The following is a 17,492-nucleotide window of genomic DNA, read 5'->3' on the forward strand; positions in this document are numbered from 1 at the left end:
TTCGTCAAAATAGCCAGTGTTTTCGCTGGCTATTTTTAACGTTCCGAGGGAAATCGGGAGAATAAGCCATTTTTCATGGGCTTTTTCGCTTTGGATCGACTTTCGGGATCTTTGCAGTCCGCCCGTCGCCTGTCGCCCGTCGCCCGCCGTTACATGAAAAAGCCGTTGCCGTTCGGCAATTTGGCCGACGGCTCGTCGGCTTGCGCCTGCCGATACACGGACAGGATGAACCGCATGTAGTCCGCCGCCTGGCCGATCTCGGCCTCGCGGGGAACGATGCAGCGCGTGTTGCCCGTGAGCAAGTCGATCAACTGAATGCGTTCCGGCAGTTTGCCGAAGGCCGCAAACGAGAACAGCGTCAGCTGGCGAAGAGAGGCGTGCATGAACTCGTCGCTTTCGTCGATGACGAATTTATGAATGACGTAGGACTGCTCCGTCAGCTCCGCCATGTGCACAATGGCCGACATGTCGATGCCAAGCTGGGGGACGCGGACGGACATCGGTTCGAACAGCAGGGCGGGAACCGGCGCGCCTTCATGGGACCGCGCAAATTGCTGCAGTTGGGCCGACACCTGCCGCTTCGTTTGGCGAACGTGCTCCTCGGAGCGGAAGCCTTGCGTCCTGCCCGCCCACCGGAAATCCAGCAGCCGGCTCATCCGCTCCGGGTCGCGTCGCTGCGGCGAGGAGACGCCGGCGTCCGGCAGCGTGTACCAATCGTTGATCGCATGATAGGCTGCATGCATGACGATGCCTCTCCAGCCCGGGCAGCACGGACAATGATCCGGGCTCGGAGCGAGCGAACGGAGCCACTGCTCCAGCATGTAATCGGCAAGCGGCGGGGTGGGGGAGCCCGGTTCTAAGGGCAAGCTTGCGCTCATGGCTGCAGCAGGCCGGCGAACTGTTGGCCGAAGCGGCGACACGTTTCCTTGTCGCCGGCGTCGGGCGACAGCTCCACCTTGAGGCCGTCCAGCTCGACTTCGGCGCCCAGTTCCCGCAGTTTGGCGATCAGCGTATCGACGGCGGCTCCGTATTCGGCATAGGAAGAATCGCATGAGCCAAAAGCGGCGGCCTTCTTCCCGGTCAAGTCGAGATCGTCCATCTCCTCGTAGAAATCAAGAAATTCGTCCGGCAAATCGCCGTCGCCCCACGTATAAGCCCCGAGCAAAATGCCGTCATGATTCGCAAGCTCGTGCTTATTGGCATCCAGCACATCCTTCACGACCACTTCCGCGCCGGCCAGCCGAACTCCTTCCGCAATGGCTTGCGCCATATCTTCCGTATTCCCGGTCATACTCGCATAAACAAGCAGGATGGACGTCACTTGGCTCACTCCTATTAATAATGATAATCATTATCATATACCCTGTAAATGATAATCGTTATCATTGATGACGTCAATCCATTTTTTCTGCACCGTTCCTTTCGCCGCCTGACACAGGAACCGGCATCCCCTGAGTCGAATCCTACTCCGTAACGACAACAACGCCGCATGTTGCGCGCTACCCAAAGAATTGTATCCCGCAATCGAAATTGGATGCAGGGATTCGAAGCGGGTTTTGCGTACAATTAGCATACGATAGTCCCCTGTAGGATGGAGAGGATCACCATGACCAAAAAGAGCGGCGTATTCCTTCGATTTTTCATTTCCTATTTGCTGATCCTCTGCATCCCGACCACGATTGGAGCTATCGTGTACCAGAAGACGGTGCGTGTTCTGGAAGAAGAAAGCCAGCACGCAAGCATGCTCGTGCTGGAGCACAGCAGGGCGACGCTGGACGAACAGCTGGAGCAGGCCCGCAATTTGGTCAATCGGCTGTCCGTCAATCCGAGCGTGCTGAACATGCTCGATGTCGCCCTGCCGCTGAAGGACGACGATTATTACAAGCTCAACCGGCTGATGAACGAAATCAATTCTTACGTGCTGAACAGTTCCACGGTGCTTGATTTCAATCTCATCTTCAAAAATGCCGACACGACGGTGTCGAGCAAAACGATTTTTCACGGCGAAGACGATTACGAAGTGTTCCACAAGTTCGGCAACGACTCGTATGCCGACTATATGAGACAAATGACTACCGCAGGGCGAACCTTTTTGCCGCCGACGCCGGTCAAAATAATGAAGACGGCGACGCCTGTCATTTCCTACGTCAGCCCCCTGCAGTTCGATCGCAGCGCAAGCGAGCCTTCCGGCGCCATCGTCGTGTTTCTCGATACGGCGGAAGTGTCCAAACATTTGAATGCGCTTACCAGCCATTTCCAGGGGGAGGCGATCATCGTCGACGATCAGGGTCAAATGATGGCTTCGACGAGCGAAGATTCCCGCTTCATCTACGATCTGGTGAACGATAACGGCAGCTACAACGGCTACGTGCGTGCGGCAGGCGGCAAGGAGCTTTATTTTGTCTCCTCCGTGCAGTCGGATTCGACGAAGTGGAAATTTTATTCCTTCATTCCGAAAAAAGTGCTGCTGGCCAAAGCGTTCTATATCAAACGGCTGACCATCCTCGTTTCCGCCGTTGTTTTCGCCATCGGGGCGCTTGTGGCGTGCGCGCTTGCCTATCGCCAAAGCAAGCCGATCCGCGAGCTGTTCCAGGTTATTCTGAGCGGCGAGCAACGGGGAGGGACGCGGCAGGTATGGAACGCGATCCGGCAGACGCTGCTGGAGCTGATCTCCAACAAGCAGAAGCTGCAAGCGATTGTGGAGCGGCAGACGCCGTTGTTTTACCATGTGTTTTTCGAGAAGCTGATTTCCGGCAAGTTCAAAAACGATGCCGAAATCGTCGCCTTTGCCGAACAGGCCGGCATTCGGCTCGGAGCGGACCGGTACGTCTGGATCATTATCGAATTCCACGAGTACGAGGAAGGCAAAACGAACCATCTGCTGCAGCAGCTCCATTTTGCCAAGTTCGTGCTGGGCAATCTGATGAACGATTTGCTCGGCGGAACGTACCAAACGTTTGATTTGTCCGAGTGGAAAACCGCCTGTCTGTACGCGTCCTCCCGGGCTTCCGGCGACAAGCTGGACGAGGATCTGCGGCAAGGGCTGGACCAACTGCTCGCCATCGCGATCAACAAATTTCAATTCGCCGTCAAAATCGCCGTGGGCCGCGAACACGCCGATTTGCTGGAATCGTGGAAGCATCACCAGGAAACGAAGTCCGCTCTGGAGCTGACTCCGTTCAATACGCTGCTGCACGTGGCGGAGCTCGACTTCTCGACCGAACTGTATTTTCCCGTCGAACTTGAGGTACAACTGATTCATGCTTGCAAATCGGGCGATACCGAAAGCCTGGAGCGACTCCTCGATATTTTGTACAAGGAAAATTTCGAGCAACGGGTGTTGTCGACCCAATACCGCCGCTTGCTGCTGCAGGAATTGACCGCTTCGCTCATCAAGCTGAACCCGGAAGCGAAAGTTGGCCTCGAACGCAAGGACAGGGACGAAAGCGTGAGGTTCGAGCATATCCGGCAAGCGTTGGCCGCCGTATGCGCGGAACGGGCGGAGCAGAAAAAATCGCACTATTCGGATCTGTCCCGGCGCATGATTGGCGACGTCGAAGCGCATTACGACGACCCCAACATGTCGCTCGGCTACCTCAGCGCCAAATACTCGCTGTCGGAGAGCTATATTTCGCTGTCGTTCAAAGAGTATGCAGGCGACAACTTCTCCACCTTTCTGGAGAATGTGCGCATCTCGAAGGCCAGGGAGTATCTGGAGCACTCGAATAAATCGATCCAGGAAATTGCCGCGCTTACCGGCTACAACAGCGACAAGACATTCCGCCGCGCGTTCAAGCGCGTGACCGGCGTACAGCCGACGGCTTACCGCGGCATCAATGAATAGCCGTGCGTCGACACGCAAGGAACAGATGGAAGATGACGGTACATCTTTTGCAGTTTCGATAAGGAGCGTGGCCGAAGCGATATTGGTCGTAGCTTCCGTCCCCGGCCATCCCCTACGCTTGGGTCAGCCGACATTGGGGGGTTGATACATGACGCAATCGGGAACGTCCGCTTACTGGAAGCAGCTGAAAAAAACGAAAGTGCTTACATTTATGATGCTTCCGGCGCTCGTCTATTTTATTTTGTTCCATTACGTGCCGCTTTACGGATTGTTGATTGCTTTCAAGGATTTCAAGCTGCATGCCGGCTTCAGCTATCTGGAGAACGTGTATCGCTCGCCCTGGGTCGGGCTGGAGCATTTTCGCGATTTTACGGGCGGTACGAATTTCTGGAGTCTGCTGCGCAACACGCTGCTGCTCAGCCTGTACAGTCTCGTATTCGGCTTTCCGCTGCCGATCGCGTTTGCGCTGCTGCTGAACGAACTGAAGCGGCAAGGGTACAAGAAGGCGGTGCAAACCGTCAGCTACTTGCCGCACTTCATCTCGATCGTCGCCGTCGTCGGCATGATGAAGCTGCTGCTCTCTCCGGAGAACGGGCTCGTCAACCAAGTGCTGCACGCCTTGTTCGGGAGCGAATACCATTATTATTTCGGCGACGCGGACTGGTTCCGGTTCCTGTATGTCGGCTCCGGCATCTGGCAGGGGCTCGGCTGGGGGGCGGTCGTCTACATCGCGGCGCTGTCCACCGTCGATGCGGACATGTACGAATCGGCCGTGCTGGACGGCGCCAGCCGCTGGCGGCAAATGCTGCACATTTCGCTGCCCGCGATTCGGCCGACGATCATGATCATGCTCATTCTCGAGGTCGGCAATTTCATGTCGCTCGGCACAGAGAAGATCATTCTGATGTACAGCCCTGCCACTTACGAAACGGCGGACGTCATTTCCACTTTCGTGTACAGGCGCGGTCTTGTCGATCTGCAGTTCAGCTTTGCCGCCGCCGTCGGGCTGTTCAACTCGGTCATCAATCTGATCCTGCTGCTGTCCGTAAACTACTTGTCGCGCAGAATGACGGACAACAGCTTATGGTAGGAGGACTCCCGTGGTTCGCGATCATTCCGTCTCCGCAAAAGTGCTGGACGCAGTCGTCCATCTGACGATGCTGCTGGTGCTGCTCGTTTGTCTCGTTCCGCTGCTGAACATTGTCGCCTATTCGTTAAGCACTTCCCACGCCGTGTCGGCCGGAGGCATCACCATTCTGCCGAAGGAATTTTCGCTCGCCGGCTACAAGGCCATTCTGCGCGACTCGCTCATTCCGCGGGCGTTTCTGAATTCGGTCGTCATTACGGTGCTGGGCACGCTGATCAATGTCGTGCTGACGATGCTGACCGCGTATCCGCTATCCAAAAAGCATTTGCCTTTCCGCACCTTCTACATGGTGCTGATCGTGTCGACGATGTTTTTCGGCGGCGGGCTCATCCCGACCTTTATTCTCGTCAACGCGCTGGGGTTGTCCAACAGCTTTCTGGCGCTTATATTGCCCGGAGCGATCAGCGTGTGGAATTTAATCATCATGATGAGCTTTTTTCGCGGCTTTCCGGTCGAACTGGAAGAGTCGGCGCGGCTTGACGGCGCGGGGGATATCGCCATCATCGCCAGAATCGTCATCCCGCTGTCGCTGGCGCCGATCGCCACGATTGCGCTTTTCTATGCGGTGGGCCATTGGAATTCGTATTTTCAAGCGCTCATTTACTTGCACGACACGAAAAAGTACCCTCTGCAGCTCATTTTGCGCGAAATTGTGCTCGACCAGCAGATGGCCGCCGATTTGGCGGTGCGCTCGGGAACCGACCAGTCTCCGGTCACGTCGGAAAGCGTCAAATATTCCACCTTGGTCATTTCCATCGTGCCGATGCTGATCGTGTATCCGTATATCCAGAAATATTTTGTCAAAGGCGTGATGGTCGGTTCCTTAAAAGGGTAGCGGCCGGAGGCAAAAAAACGGGAGGTTATGCAGATGGCAAATAAAAAGCAGATCGGCGCCGTTCTGATGGCGTCGGCATTGGCGGTAACGGCGGCATGCAGTTCGGGCGGGGATTCGAAGGAAGCGGCCAAGGAATCGGCCCAGGCGTCGGCGAAGCCGTCGGCAAGCCCGGCTGCCTCGGCCTCGGCCAAACCGAGCGATCGGCCGGTGGTCAAAATCAGCGCGGGCACCGAGGTGCGCAAGTCCACGTTCCCGATCCCGAGTCTCGTGCACAAGCAGATCGAAAAAAAATTCAACGTCCAGTTCGAGCCGATCGCAACGTGGATCAATGCGGATACGGAAACGAAGCTGAGCGTCCAGTTTGCCAGCGGCAATTATCCGGAGGCGCTGCTGCACATCAACAACCCCAATTTCGTCAAAAATCTCGGGCGGCAAGGGTATTTGCTGCCGATGAACAAGTATTTGGACAAGTTGCCGAACTACACGAAGCTGTTCTCGAAGGAAGAATGGGAAATGGTCATGCAGGAGGCGGCCAACGAGGACGGCAACTTGTATTATTTGCCGATCAAGAACTACCGGACGCATTCCATGGCCTGGATTTACCGCAAAGACGTGTTCGATTCCATGGGACTGGCGTTCCCGGCTACGCTCGACGAGCTGTATACCGTGCTGAAGAAGCTGAAGGAGAAGTTCCCGAACTCCGTCCCGATGTCGAACCGGGGCGGCGTCGACGGGCTGCTGAACGGCATCAACACGGCGCTTCGCGTATCCGGCGACATCTACGCCGATCCGGACAAAAACGACGAAATCGTCTACGGCCCGATGACCGACAAGTACCGCCAGGGGCTCATATTCGCCAACAAGCTGTACAAGGAGAATCTGGTGGAGAAAGAGTTCGCCACCATCACTTACGACCAGTGGCTGGAGCGCCATTATTCCGACCGGACCTACATCGAATTCAGCTACGGCACGCGGTCGCTCGATTTTAATACGGAAAGCAAGGACATCAAGGGCGTCAACTGGAACTGGTCGCCGAAGATGGTCGGGGCAAACGGCAAGCCCGGCTTGGCGGTGCGCGAGCTGCCGTTCTACACGTACGGACCGGTGCTGACGAACAAAATCAAGGGCGATGCGCTGGACCGCATGCTCGAATACTATAACTGGGCGGTGACGCCGGAAGGGACGCGGCTTCACGAATGGGGCGTGGAGGGCGAAACGTACAAGCTGGAAAACGGCAAGCCCAAATTCATGGACGTGATCGATAAAGACACGAACAAAACCGACAAAATGCTGGAATTCGGTCTGGACTACTTGCTGAATCGCGACAATGACATGATCCAGCTGTCGCCTTCGTCCAAAATCGATATGGAAGTGTCGGCAGCATTCGCTAGCGCGCCGAACGCGAAGCAGCTGTTCTTCAACTGGACCGAAGAGCTCGGCAAGCAGCGGGCCAAGCTGAAGACGAATATCGACGACCTGAAGGCGCAATATATCGTGAAATTTGTGATGGGCCAGCTCGACCCGAACAACGACGCGGACTGGAACAAGTTTATCGGCGACCTGAACAAGGCGGGAATCGTGCAGTACGTCGATCTTCACAAGCAAGCGGCGAAAAAATAACGGCTGCCGCGGCGGGTCTGTCCGCGCAAACCCGGACGGACTCCCGCAACGGGCGGAGGGAGCGGGGAGCTTGTTAAAAGGAATCAATCACTGGAGTTTTCCCAGAACGATGCCGCTGCAGGAAGTGTTCGCGCATTGCGCCAAGGCGGGCTACGACGCGCTGGAGCTGACGCTTAACAAGCCGGACCGGGTCGGCTTCACGCTGGAGTCGACGGAGCGCGACATACGCGAAGCCGGCCGGATGGCGGAAGCGTACGGCATTCGGCTGCGCAGCTTGTCGACCGGCCTGATGCTGGAGAACTCGCTGTCGTCGCCGGATGCGGCGGTGCGCGAGCGCGGCCGTGGCGTCGTGATGAAGCAGCTGGAAATCGCTTCGTTGCTCGGCATGGATACGATCTTGACCGTTCCGGCTTATTGCAACGAAGAAGTGACGTACGCACAGTGCTACGAGCGCAGCCAGGAGGAGCTGTTTCGGCTCATACCGCTCGCGGAGCAGGCGGGCGTCCGCATCGGGATCGAAAACGTGTGGAACAAATTTTTGCTGTCGCCGCTCGAGATGGCGCGGTATATCGACGAAATGGGGTCGCCGGCGCTCGGGGCTTATTTCGATATCGGCAATGTGATGCTTTACGGACACCCGGAGCAGTGGATCGACATCCTGGGGAGACGCATCTTCAAGGTGCATGCCAAGGACTTCCGCAGAGCCGCCGGGCATTACCACGGCTTCGTGCCGCTGCTGTCCGGCGATGTAAAATGGAATGCCGTCGCAAGCGCGCTGCTTTCGATCGGCTATGAAGATACTCTGACGGCCGAAATTTCGGGTTACGCCGAAATGCCGCTGCAAGCCGTATACGATACGGCGCGGCAGCTGACGGCGATCATTGGCGGCCAGCCGGGATGAAACGTGCCCGGGCGGAACGATCGACGGGGAAGGAACGGAAGCAACTGAGGCAAGCGAAGCAATCCAAGCAACCAACGGGAGGCAGTGGCACATGGTTCAAGTAGCATTCGTCGGAGCGGGCGGCATCGCCCAAACCCATTTCAAGGCGCTGGCGGGTCATCCCGACGCCCGTATGGTCGCCGTTTGCGACGTCGTGGCGGAGAACGCGGAACGCGCGGCGCTGGCTTGCGGCATGAAAGCCTACTCCGATGTGACGCAGATGCTCGATGCCGAACGGATCGACGCGCTGTTCCTTTGCGTGCCTCCTTTCGCTCATGAGCGGCTGGAGGAGACGGCGGCGGAGCGAGGCATTCATCTGCTGGTCGAGAAGCCGGTCGGACTGCGCATGGAGCAGGCGCGGCAGAAAGCGGCAGCCATTCGGCAGGCGGGCATCATCGCCGCAACCGGCTATTGCCTGCGGTATCACGACGTCGTCGACAAGGCGAAGGAATATCTCGCAGGCAAACCGATCGGCATGATCCGGGCCCATCATTTGACCGGGTTCGTGCAAACGCCTTGGTGGCGCGAGAAGGCCAAGTCGGGCGGCCAGCTCGTCGAGCAGGCGACGCACATTGTGGATATGACCCGGTATTTGTGCGGCGAGGTGAACGCCGTCTACGGGCTGATGCACTACGGGCTGCTCGATCACCAGCAGGGAGCCGACATTCCGTCGCTTGTGTCGGTGGGGCTCGAGTACGCCAGCGGCGCGATCGGCCATATCGACGCCGCCTGCATCCAGCCGGATTGGCGCAGCGGCATCGAAGTGCTCGGCCGCGACTTCCGGCTGACGCTGTCCGGCAAGACGCTGACGCTGACCGAACGCAACCGTACGGTCATTCACGAAGGGCAAACGGCCAGCGTGTTCAAGGAGCAGGACGACGCCTTCATCGAGGCGGTTCGAACCGGCGACCCCGGGAAGCTTCGTTCGACTTACGACGACGCGCTGCGCACGCTGGAAGTGTCGCTTGCCGCTTATGAATCGGCGGAGACCGGCAAGAAGATCGAGCTTGCCGGAAGCCGGGGGTGACGGTCATGGCGGAAGCGACAGTCAGGCAGCTGACGCGCGAGGATATGCCGGAAGCGGTGAAGCTGGCCAACGCGATTTTTCGCAGCGACGGCATGACGCCGATGAACGAGGCGTTCCCGCATTCGTTTTCCGGCGATTTGGGGCAGTCGTTCGGCGTGTACGTTTCCGGGGAGCTCGTTTCGTTTATGGGGCTTGTGCCGGCGGTCGTCCGCGTCGGTCCGGCTGCCATATCCACTTTTCTTCTGGGTCAAGTATGCACGCGTACGGACGCGAGAGGGAACGGCTATGCCGGGGCGGTCATGCAGGCGGTCGTCGACTATATCGAGCGGGCCGGCGGCTCGCTGATGCTCGTCTCCGGCTCGCGTTCCTTGTACGACCGATTCGGCTGCATGCCTTTCGGCGCACTGGCGAACGTGACAGTGGGCGGCGATTGGGCGCGCGCCCGGCTGGCCGTCCGGGAAGCCGGCCTCGTCGTGCGCAGCCGGGAAACCCGCGACTGGTTCGAGCTGAAGCGGCTGGCGGACGAACGCGAATGCCGCTTCGACTTCAGCATGTGGGACTTGGCCGCTCTGATCGGCGCCGAGTCGAAAGCAAGCTGCATGAAGCACGTCCACCGCGCGGCGGTTGCGGAGCGAGTCGGCGATTCCGGCAAGCTGGCGGCTTTTCTTGTATATACGATCCAAGGGGAAGGCAAGGCGTCGACCCGGGTGCCGCAAGCGATCGAATGGGCCGGCGAACCGGCCGCGGTAACGCAGCTGATGGCCCACGCCGTAGCGGCGCACCGGCTGGACCGTTTCGACATACCGGTTCCCGTACACGAGCAGCCGCTTATGCGGGAGCTGGGGGATGCGGCGCAGGAGCTTCGGCCTTACCCGGCTACGCTGCACATCGTCGATCCCGAGCGATTGTTGCGGCAGGCGGAGCCTTATTTGCGGCTGAAGTACGGCCAAGGGCCGCCGGATCGATTGCATGCGGCGAAAGAGGGGCATGCGGCGGTTCGGATCGGCGGCGGAAGCAGCGGGCAGACGCTTGGCATGCAGGCGTTCGTCGACCTGCTGTTCACTCCGGGCGCCTCGGGCGATCCTGCGGCAGCGCTCATTACCGGGGACGAGCGGGTGATGCCCTTCGTCCCGCTGCCGAGCCCGCACGGGCTGTTGTATGTGTAGCGAATCCGACCCGGCATGACAAGGCAGAAAGGAACGTTTCCGATGAACCGAAAGGAAGAAGCGGTATCCCGCTCGTTCGAATTGCGTTATGTGACCGACAATCCGGCGGCGAACGGCGAAACGGATTTTAAAGGGCCGACTGCCGTGTTCGGCACGGAAGAGCGGATGGAATATTTGCGTCAGTACGCGAAGCATGCGCGGAAGTTTTTCGGCAATGACGGCTGGGATCGTCCGGTCGTAACCGACGCGGAGGTGGAGGCGGCGCATGCGGCGATCAAACCGCAGCCGCTTCCCGATGTGCGCAGGCGCATTCCGCTCGAACACTGGAAGTGGGCGGGAGGCGACGAAGCGAAGCTTGCCGCGCGATCGGCAGCGCAGCGGCAATGGGTCGTCCCGGGCGCCACCGAGCTTGCGGGCGACACGCTCCGCTGGCTGGCGGAAGGAGCAACGGTAAGGCGAACATTCGCGCCGCAGCGCTGGCGGTTTATGGTTTACTGGACGTTCGAAGCCGGCCCGAACGCGGCGTCGCTTGCCGCCGGCATCCGGCTGCAGGAGACGCTGGAGATCGGTATCGCGCCGGACGGGCGCTGCTACTGCTTCGCCGGCGGCGACCGCATCGACTGCGGCTATGCGGTCGCGCCTGGGGAGCGCAACGAGTTCAAGCTGGAAGCCGATCTGAGCTGCTCGCGGATGAATGTGTACGTGAACGGCCGGCTGGTCGTCGATTTTGCGGAAACGGTTTTTCCTGCCGTTATCGACACGGTGGATGTATTCGGCTCGGCCGGCATACGGCTGGTATCGATCCGCGGCACCGGCTTTGCGCCGCACGAGCTGGCCGAAGACGGCATCCATGGCGGAGACGCCCCGTTTGCGATCGGGACGTTCCTGGACGAAAGCTTCGCGCCCGTCGCCGACATTCGCGGATGGACGGGAGCCGGCTGCGACGAGCGGGGCTGGTTGCCGGCCATGCTGCCGTTCGCTTACGGCGGCGAGCGTTATGCCGGAGAGGATCTGTATTTGCGCACGGAAGTGACCGTTGCCGCTTTCGAACGGGCGTATCTGCAGCTCGAATGCCTCGATCCCGGCGGAGAATTGTGGATCAACGGGAGAGTCGTTTCGGCGCGCTTCAATCGTTATCCGGAGCGGCTTGACGTTACCGCCTTCCTGCGGCCGGATGTGCCCAATGTTATCGCGGTGCGCGTATTTCCGAACACGGTGGACACGAAGATGAGGCATACGTCGAGCGACCGTCACACGGGCTGGTTCGCCGGCCGCATGACGCTCGATTTGACGGATGCGATGCATGTGGAGGACGTGTTCGTGTATACCCGCTCGATTCATGAGGATATGGCGGTGCTCCAGGCCGAAGTGACGGTGCGCAACGACCGGCGCGTCCGCACTTCCTCGGAAGCGCTGAAGTCGCTTCAGTTTCGCGGCAGCGTGGATATAGCGCTGTATGAATGGTTTCCCGGGGAGCGCGAGTCGCCTTCGGCCGTCGCCGGCTTCCCGGTTACGATCGGCATGGGGCAAAGCTTGCTGCTGTCCGAAGCGGTGCGGCTGCCGATGCCCGCCCTTTGGAGCGCGGAACGGCCGTTCCTGTACCGAATCCGCGTCGTGCTGCGCGATGCGGACGGCCTCGCGCTGGACGACTATGCGATTACAACCGGCGTTCGCACCGTCTCCCAGGAAGGCGGCGTGTTCCGCGTCAACGGCAAGGCGGACATGATGAATGGCGCGCTGCTGTTCGGCTTTCGGCATCCGATCGAAAACATCGCCCGCTGGGACCGCTGCTCGCCCGCCGAATGGATCGTCCGCGACCTGCTCATGCTGCGCAAGCTGAACGGCAATAGTGCGCGGATGAGCCAGCACAACGGCATGATCGGCGGCATCAACGATCCGCGCTACGCGGAGATCGGCGATCAGCTCGGCATCATGTTCCAGTGGGCAACCTCCGCCTGGCTTCGCGACGCGAGCCCGTGGCTGCTCGATATGAAGGGGCTGCCGCTCTACGTGCGCGAGGTGCGCAACCATCCGAGCATCGTGATGTGGCAGCCGAGCAACCATCCCTCGTTCGAAAGCTTCGATGCCGGCATGCCGTGGTACGAAGAGGTGTATCGGACGATTTACCGCGAAGACCCGAGCCGACTCATCTCGCCGACGGCCAATCTCGTCCGGCTGCAATGCCGCAACGACGCCGGCACGCTCGATCACGAAGGCAGGCGCGTCCATCCGGTTGCCGCCTGGACGGCGCCGGGCATCACCCGCGGCGGGATGGACTATACGATCGGCTACGGGGCGGAGTGGAGCGTGCTGCGCGCCTGGCCTCGCCCCCCGCAGTGGGAAGGGGAGGACAATTGGCGGCACGAAGGCTATAAGTCCGATTTTCTGGCCAGTGCGGAACGGGCGTATTTCGACTTCGAAAACGAGGAGTCGATGGCCCAGCCCAACTGGCGGCTGCTGCAGGGCAAGCCGGAGTACCGGATCAAGTCGTACGAGTGGGACTACGAACGCGGTTCGATCGGGCGGGAGCTGGAGCTGGAGGAATGGGAGCTGAGCCAGGCGTACCAGGCGTTCAGCGCCTACGAGTCGATCCGCAAGAAGCGGTGGCTCGGCTACGACGGCTTCGCCTGGTGCACGCTGCGCGGCGGCGGCAACAACGGCACCTACATGAAGCCGATCAGCGATTACTACGGCCATGGCAAAATGGCGTTCTACACGGTGGCGATGGCGTACCAGAAGCTGCTGGCGGGAAGCGGGGACGTCGATCTCGTGTACGGGCCGGGCGATGCGATCCGACCTGTCGTGATGAACACGGGAGGCAGGTTCCGGGGGAGCCTTGTCGTTTCGGTGTACGGCGCGGAGGGAGCATTGCTCGAAGCAAAGCGTTACGAAGGGCTCGACATTCCTCCGGGCAAAACGGTGCGCTCGCTGGCGCCATTCCGACCCGCTGCAGCCGGCAATGCCGCCGTCTTCGTCCACTACGAGCTGTATCGCGACGCCCGGGCGGATGGCGGCGATGGATAAGAAACAGAAGCAGCGCGTATGGGAATTCGCGTCCAATTCGGTTATGGTTGCCTGCGGTTCCGCCATATTCGCCGGCGGCGTGCAGTTCATGATTATCCCGCACGAATTCATGGAGGGCGGGGCGACGGGCGTAGCCCTGCTGCTCAAGTACGGCTTGAACTTTCCTCCCTGGCTGACGCTGCTGCTGTTCAACATCCCGCTGCTCGTCATGGCCTGGCGGTGGACGGGGGCGGCCGGCGTATCGTATACGGTCGTCGGCTCGGCTGCGTTTTCGTTGTTTCTCTGGGCGGCGGAACAGCTCGTTCGCGCGGGATGGCTGCTGTCGCTGCGGACGGAGGACGATTTGCTGCTGGCCGGACTGTATGCCGGACTGACGACGGGCATCGGACTCGGCACCGTGCTACGGTTCGGCGGCTCCACCGGCGGCACCACGCTGCTGGCTCGTCTCCTGCAGCGATTGTTCGGGTGGAAGTACGGGAATGTCATTCTGGTGACCGATGTGGCGGTCATCGGATTCGCGCTGTTCTTTTTGCCCGTTGAAAATGTGTTGTATACACTGGTCATGGTGTTCGTTTCCTCCAAGGTAATCGATTTTATGACGGAAGCGCACCACTCGACCAAAGCGGTCACCGTCATGACCAAACGTTCTCCGGAGTTGACCGAGCGGCTGCTGAAGGAAACGGAGCGCGGGCTGACGCTGTTTCCGGCCAAAGGCGGCTATTCGGGCGACGAGATGGAGGTGCTGTATTGCGTCATCTCCCGTTCGGAGCTGAATCGGTTCAAACGAATCGTGCGCTCGGTCGACCCGCAGGCATTTATGACCGTTCACAGCGTGCAGGAAGTGCTGGGCGAAGGCTTTCGGGCGCACGGCTGAAAAGTGTCAATACGAGGCGGAAAACGCGAAGCGGCGGATCAAGTCAGACGGAGGGGTACTGATGCGAGCAGATGATGGGTTGCTTGACGATTTGGAGCATTACTCCTTGCAGTATTATGATGTAAAAGACCAGCTCAAACGGGTCGTTTATGAGCGATCGAGAGCGTGCTTCCGGCAGGGAGAGGCGGAAAAAGCGAAGATCGATTCCCTGGCGCGGCTCGCCGAAAGGCAGGCCTATGTGCGCGAACGGTTCGCAGCTTGCATAGGCGGCATACCGGAGTATGCCGGCGACTTGACACAGGCGGTAACGGACACGATAGCCTGCGACGGTTTTGCGATCGAAAAGGTGGTTTTCGAGTCGCGGCCCGGCGTGCGGGTTACCTGCAACCTGTATCTGCCGGCCGGCGCGAGCGGGCCGGGGCCGGCCGTGTTGTTCCTGTGCGGCCATCACGACGACGCCAAACACCAGCCGCAATACCAGATCGTATGCCAGACGCTGGTCCGCTCGGGGCTGGTCGTGCTGGCCATGGACCCGCCCGGGCAGGGCGAGCGGCTGCAATATGTGGACCCGCTGACGGGCGGATCGGTTGTCGGCATCGGGGTTCGCGAGCACGATTACGCCGGCAGCCAGTGCCTTCCGCTCGGCGACAGCCTGGCGCGCTATTTTGTGCACGATGCCATGCGCGCCGTCGACTATTTGAGCGGGCGGCCCGAAGTGGACCCGGCGCGGATCGGCGTCACCGGCAATTCGGGCGGAGGCACGCAGACGTCGATGCTGATGCTGGCGGACCCGCGGATTGCGGCCGCCGCGCCCGGCACGTTCCTGACGAGCCGGGAGGCGTTTATGGAGGCGGGACTGCCCCAGGATGCGGAGCAAATATGGCCGGGCTATACCGCGTTCGGGCTCGACCACGACGACATCCTGCTCGCCATGGCGCCGCGGCCGGTGCTGGTGCTCGCCGCCCGTTACGATTTTTTTCCGATTGAAGGGACACGGGATTCGGTGCGCAAGGCGCGCGGCTGCTGGGAGCTGCACGGCGTCGCCGATCGCCTGGAGCTGTTCGAGGAGGACGAGACGCACCGCTATTCGCGGGAGATGGCGAAGGCGGCGGCGCGTTTTTTTGCCCGTCATTTGGGCGCGTTCCCGCCGGAAGGAAGCGCGGGCGCTGCTGCGGACATCGAGCCGCTGCCGCCCTCGCGCTTGTGGTGTACGGCTACCGGGCAGCTGCTGACGGATCCCGTTTGGCGGCAAGGCGCCATTCGCCTTCACGATGAAATCGCCGCCCGTTCGCTCGCGTTGACTGGAGAGGCGGAAGCGAAAGAGCCGGAGGCGCCGCTCGACTGGCTGCGGCGGATCGTTTTTGGCGGCCGCGACGTTTGCGAGTTGAATCCGAGGCTGTATATGCTGCGGGGTGTCGTCGGGCAGTCCATTGCTTATTACAACGCCATGTGGCGGTCGCAGCCGGGCTTGTTCAATCATGGCTTCATGATGCGCGACAGCCGCTTCGAGGGCGAACGGTTGCCGGTGACCGTCGCCGTATGGGACGGCGGCACCTCGCGACTCAAGCGGCATTGGGAATGGATCGAAGCGGCGTGCGCAAGCGGGAGGGCGGTGCTTGCGCTCGACGTGACCGGGTCGGGGGCGCTGGCCCCGCGGCCGCTCGGCGGCGGCGATATCGACGACTTCTATGAAATCAAACATAAGCTTTGCACGGATTTGTTCTGGATCGGCGACAGCCTGGCGGCCATGCGCGTGTACGACGTGCTGCGGGCGGTGCGCGTGCTGCGGCATTTGCCGGATATAACCGACGAGGGGATCATGCTGTACGCGAACGGCCGGCAAGGCATGTACGGACTGATGGCGGCGGCGCTGGACGATTCGATCGCCGGCTTCTCGTGGGAGGATGGCATGGACAGCGTGGCGGAATGGGTCCGTTCGGCGGAATACGAAGCCCGCGACATCATGAGCATCATCATGCCGGGGATGCTGCAGCATGTCGATTTGCCGGCGCTGCGCGGCGTGCTCCGGCGACAGTGAAAACAATACCATAATGCCAGCCTCCATGAAGGTCGATTGGACGATCGCAATCCGAGCTCATGGGGCTGGCTATTTGCCATTGTGTTGGGAAGACTATCTGGGTATTGTGTCCTCCATACTACCATGGTAGTATGTTGGTGACGAAACCGGCCAGATCAAGGAGGAATCACATTGCTACCCAACCATCACCCTTTGCCGATCAAGGACCGGGTGTACGAAGAACTGAAGCAGCGAATTTTGAAACTGTCATTGAAGCCGGGCCAAGCGCTGTCGGAGAAGGAGATTGCCGAGCACCTTCATGTCAGCCGGACGCCGGTCCGGGAGGCGTTCATCCGGCTCGCCGGCGATCAGCTCGTTCGCATTTTGCCGCAGCGGGGGACATACGTTTCGAAAATTTCGTTGTCCGCCGTACGCGAGTCGTGTTTCATTCGCGAAGCGCTGGAAGTGGCCGCTATGCTGCGCGCGATTGCCGTATGGAAGCAGGATGACGGAAACCAATTGCGGCTCATTGTGGAGGAGCAGGCGGCATGCATCCGTTCGCACGATTACACTTCGTTCTATATGCTGGACGAACGCTTCCATCAGACGCTGAGCGTCGTGAGCGGCTTTCCCGCGACGTGGGATGTCGTCCGTTCCGTAAAGCTGCAGATGGATCGTGGCCGTTATTTAAGCATGTCGATCGGGAATCGCCTGACGACAATCGTCGATCAGCATCAATCGATCTTCGACGCCATGCTGGCAAAGGATTCGTCGCTTGCCGAACGGCGCATGCGGGAACATATTCAGGAAACCTGCCGCTATATCGAATCGCTAGGCGCCCAGTTTCCAGAATTTTTCACAGGTTGAGGAAAGAAACAGGTCCAATTGCGCAGTCAGATCGAAATTGAACAGTAGAAAACACATTTGCTTGTTCCTTATAATGGGGGTACTCAAACATAAGGAGGCATCATTTTGAGTACATTAGCGATACGCGGCGG

13 protein-coding genes are annotated in these 17,492 nt (G+C 59.9%); 11 read left to right on the forward strand and 2 right to left on the reverse strand.

Annotated features, from left to right (window positions below; translation table 11 throughout):
- Nucleotides 1–149: 149 nt before the first annotated feature.
- Complete coding sequence (locus EXY20_RS05680) at nt 150–743, reverse strand: hypothetical protein (protein ID WP_135548577.1); 594 nt, start codon at nt 741–743, stop codon at nt 150–152.
- Between the two features lie 131 nt (nt 744–874).
- A complete protein-coding gene (locus EXY20_RS05685) occupies nt 875–1,321 on the reverse strand; it encodes a flavodoxin (protein ID WP_135548579.1) in 447 nt (148 codons plus the stop codon).
- Nucleotides 1,322–1,606: 285 nt separating this feature from the next.
- Between EXY20_RS05685 and EXY20_RS05690 the strand changes: the two genes are divergently transcribed.
- From EXY20_RS05690 to EXY20_RS05740, 11 genes are all read left to right on the forward strand, one after another.
- Nucleotides 1,607–3,844 (forward strand): AraC family transcriptional regulator, encoded by a 2,238-nt coding sequence (locus EXY20_RS05690; protein ID WP_167859012.1) that lies wholly within the window; start codon nt 1,607–1,609, stop codon nt 3,842–3,844.
- Between the two features lie 148 nt (nt 3,845–3,992).
- The gene (locus EXY20_RS05695; protein ID WP_135548583.1) at nt 3,993–4,934 is read left to right on the forward strand and encodes an ABC transporter permease; all 942 of its coding nucleotides are present in this window, start codon (nt 3,993–3,995) and stop codon (nt 4,932–4,934) included.
- Between the two features lie 10 nt (nt 4,935–4,944).
- Nucleotides 4,945–5,826 (forward strand): carbohydrate ABC transporter permease, encoded by an 882-nt coding sequence (locus EXY20_RS05700; protein WP_135548585.1) that lies wholly within the window; start codon nt 4,945–4,947, stop codon nt 5,824–5,826.
- 33 nt (nt 5,827–5,859) lie between these two features.
- The gene (locus EXY20_RS05705; RefSeq protein WP_135548587.1) at nt 5,860–7,446 is read left to right on the forward strand and encodes an extracellular solute-binding protein; all 1,587 of its coding nucleotides are present in this window, start codon (nt 5,860–5,862) and stop codon (nt 7,444–7,446) included.
- Between the two features lie 70 nt (nt 7,447–7,516).
- Nucleotides 7,517–8,347, forward strand: coding sequence for a sugar phosphate isomerase/epimerase family protein (locus EXY20_RS05710; protein WP_135548589.1), 831 nt, complete (start codon nt 7,517–7,519; stop codon nt 8,345–8,347).
- 91 nt (nt 8,348–8,438) lie between these two features.
- The gene (locus EXY20_RS05715; RefSeq protein ID WP_135548591.1) at nt 8,439–9,413 is read left to right on the forward strand and encodes a Gfo/Idh/MocA family protein; all 975 of its coding nucleotides are present in this window, start codon (nt 8,439–8,441) and stop codon (nt 9,411–9,413) included.
- Nucleotides 9,414–9,418: 5 nt separating this feature from the next.
- Nucleotides 9,419–10,579, forward strand: a complete 1,161-nt coding sequence (locus EXY20_RS05720) for a GNAT family N-acetyltransferase (protein WP_135548593.1) — start codon at nt 9,419–9,421, stop codon at nt 10,577–10,579.
- A gap of 42 nt (nt 10,580–10,621) precedes the next feature.
- On the forward strand, nt 10,622–13,603 hold the full coding sequence (locus EXY20_RS05725; protein WP_167859013.1) for a glycoside hydrolase family 2 protein: 2,982 nt from the start codon (nt 10,622–10,624) through the stop codon (nt 13,601–13,603).
- A complete protein-coding gene (locus tag EXY20_RS05730; protein WP_167859014.1) occupies nt 13,596–14,477 on the forward strand; it encodes a YitT family protein in 882 nt (293 codons plus the stop codon). The genes EXY20_RS05725 and EXY20_RS05730 overlap by 8 nt, the downstream gene beginning before the upstream one ends.
- A gap of 61 nt (nt 14,478–14,538) precedes the next feature.
- Complete coding sequence (locus EXY20_RS05735) at nt 14,539–16,515, forward strand: alpha/beta hydrolase (protein WP_135548599.1); 1,977 nt, start codon at nt 14,539–14,541, stop codon at nt 16,513–16,515.
- 171 nt (nt 16,516–16,686) lie between these two features.
- Nucleotides 16,687–17,361, forward strand: coding sequence for a GntR family transcriptional regulator (locus EXY20_RS05740; protein ID WP_135548601.1), 675 nt, complete (start codon nt 16,687–16,689; stop codon nt 17,359–17,361).
- Nucleotides 17,362–17,492: the final 131 nt, after the last annotated feature.

Source organism: Paenibacillus cymbidii (assembly GCF_004764705.1).
Lineage (GTDB): Bacteria > Bacillota > Bacilli > Paenibacillales > NBRC-103111 > Paenibacillus_AN > Paenibacillus_AN cymbidii.

Bases quoted from the DNA above. Each gene is read 5' to 3' on its own strand.
- EXY20_RS05680 (WP_135548577.1), bottom strand. From the start codon at position 743: ATGCATGCAGCCTATCATGCGATCAACGATTGGTACACGCTGCCGGAC.
- EXY20_RS05730 (WP_167859014.1), top strand. From the start codon at position 13,596: ATGGATAAGAAACAGAAGCAGCGCGTATGGGAATTCGCGTCCAATTCG.
- EXY20_RS05705 (WP_135548587.1), top strand. From the start codon at position 5,860: ATGGCAAATAAAAAGCAGATCGGCGCCGTTCTGATGGCGTCGGCATTG.
- EXY20_RS05725 (WP_167859013.1), top strand. From the start codon at position 10,622: ATGAACCGAAAGGAAGAAGCGGTATCCCGCTCGTTCGAATTGCGTTAT.
- EXY20_RS05695 (WP_135548583.1), top strand. From the start codon at position 3,993: ATGACGCAATCGGGAACGTCCGCTTACTGGAAGCAGCTGAAAAAAACG.
- EXY20_RS05715 (WP_135548591.1), top strand. From the start codon at position 8,439: ATGGTTCAAGTAGCATTCGTCGGAGCGGGCGGCATCGCCCAAACCCAT.
- EXY20_RS05690 (WP_167859012.1), top strand. From the start codon at position 1,607: ATGACCAAAAAGAGCGGCGTATTCCTTCGATTTTTCATTTCCTATTTG.
- EXY20_RS05720 (WP_135548593.1), top strand. From the start codon at position 9,419: ATGGCGGAAGCGACAGTCAGGCAGCTGACGCGCGAGGATATGCCGGAA.
- EXY20_RS05735 (WP_135548599.1), top strand. From the start codon at position 14,539: ATGCGAGCAGATGATGGGTTGCTTGACGATTTGGAGCATTACTCCTTG.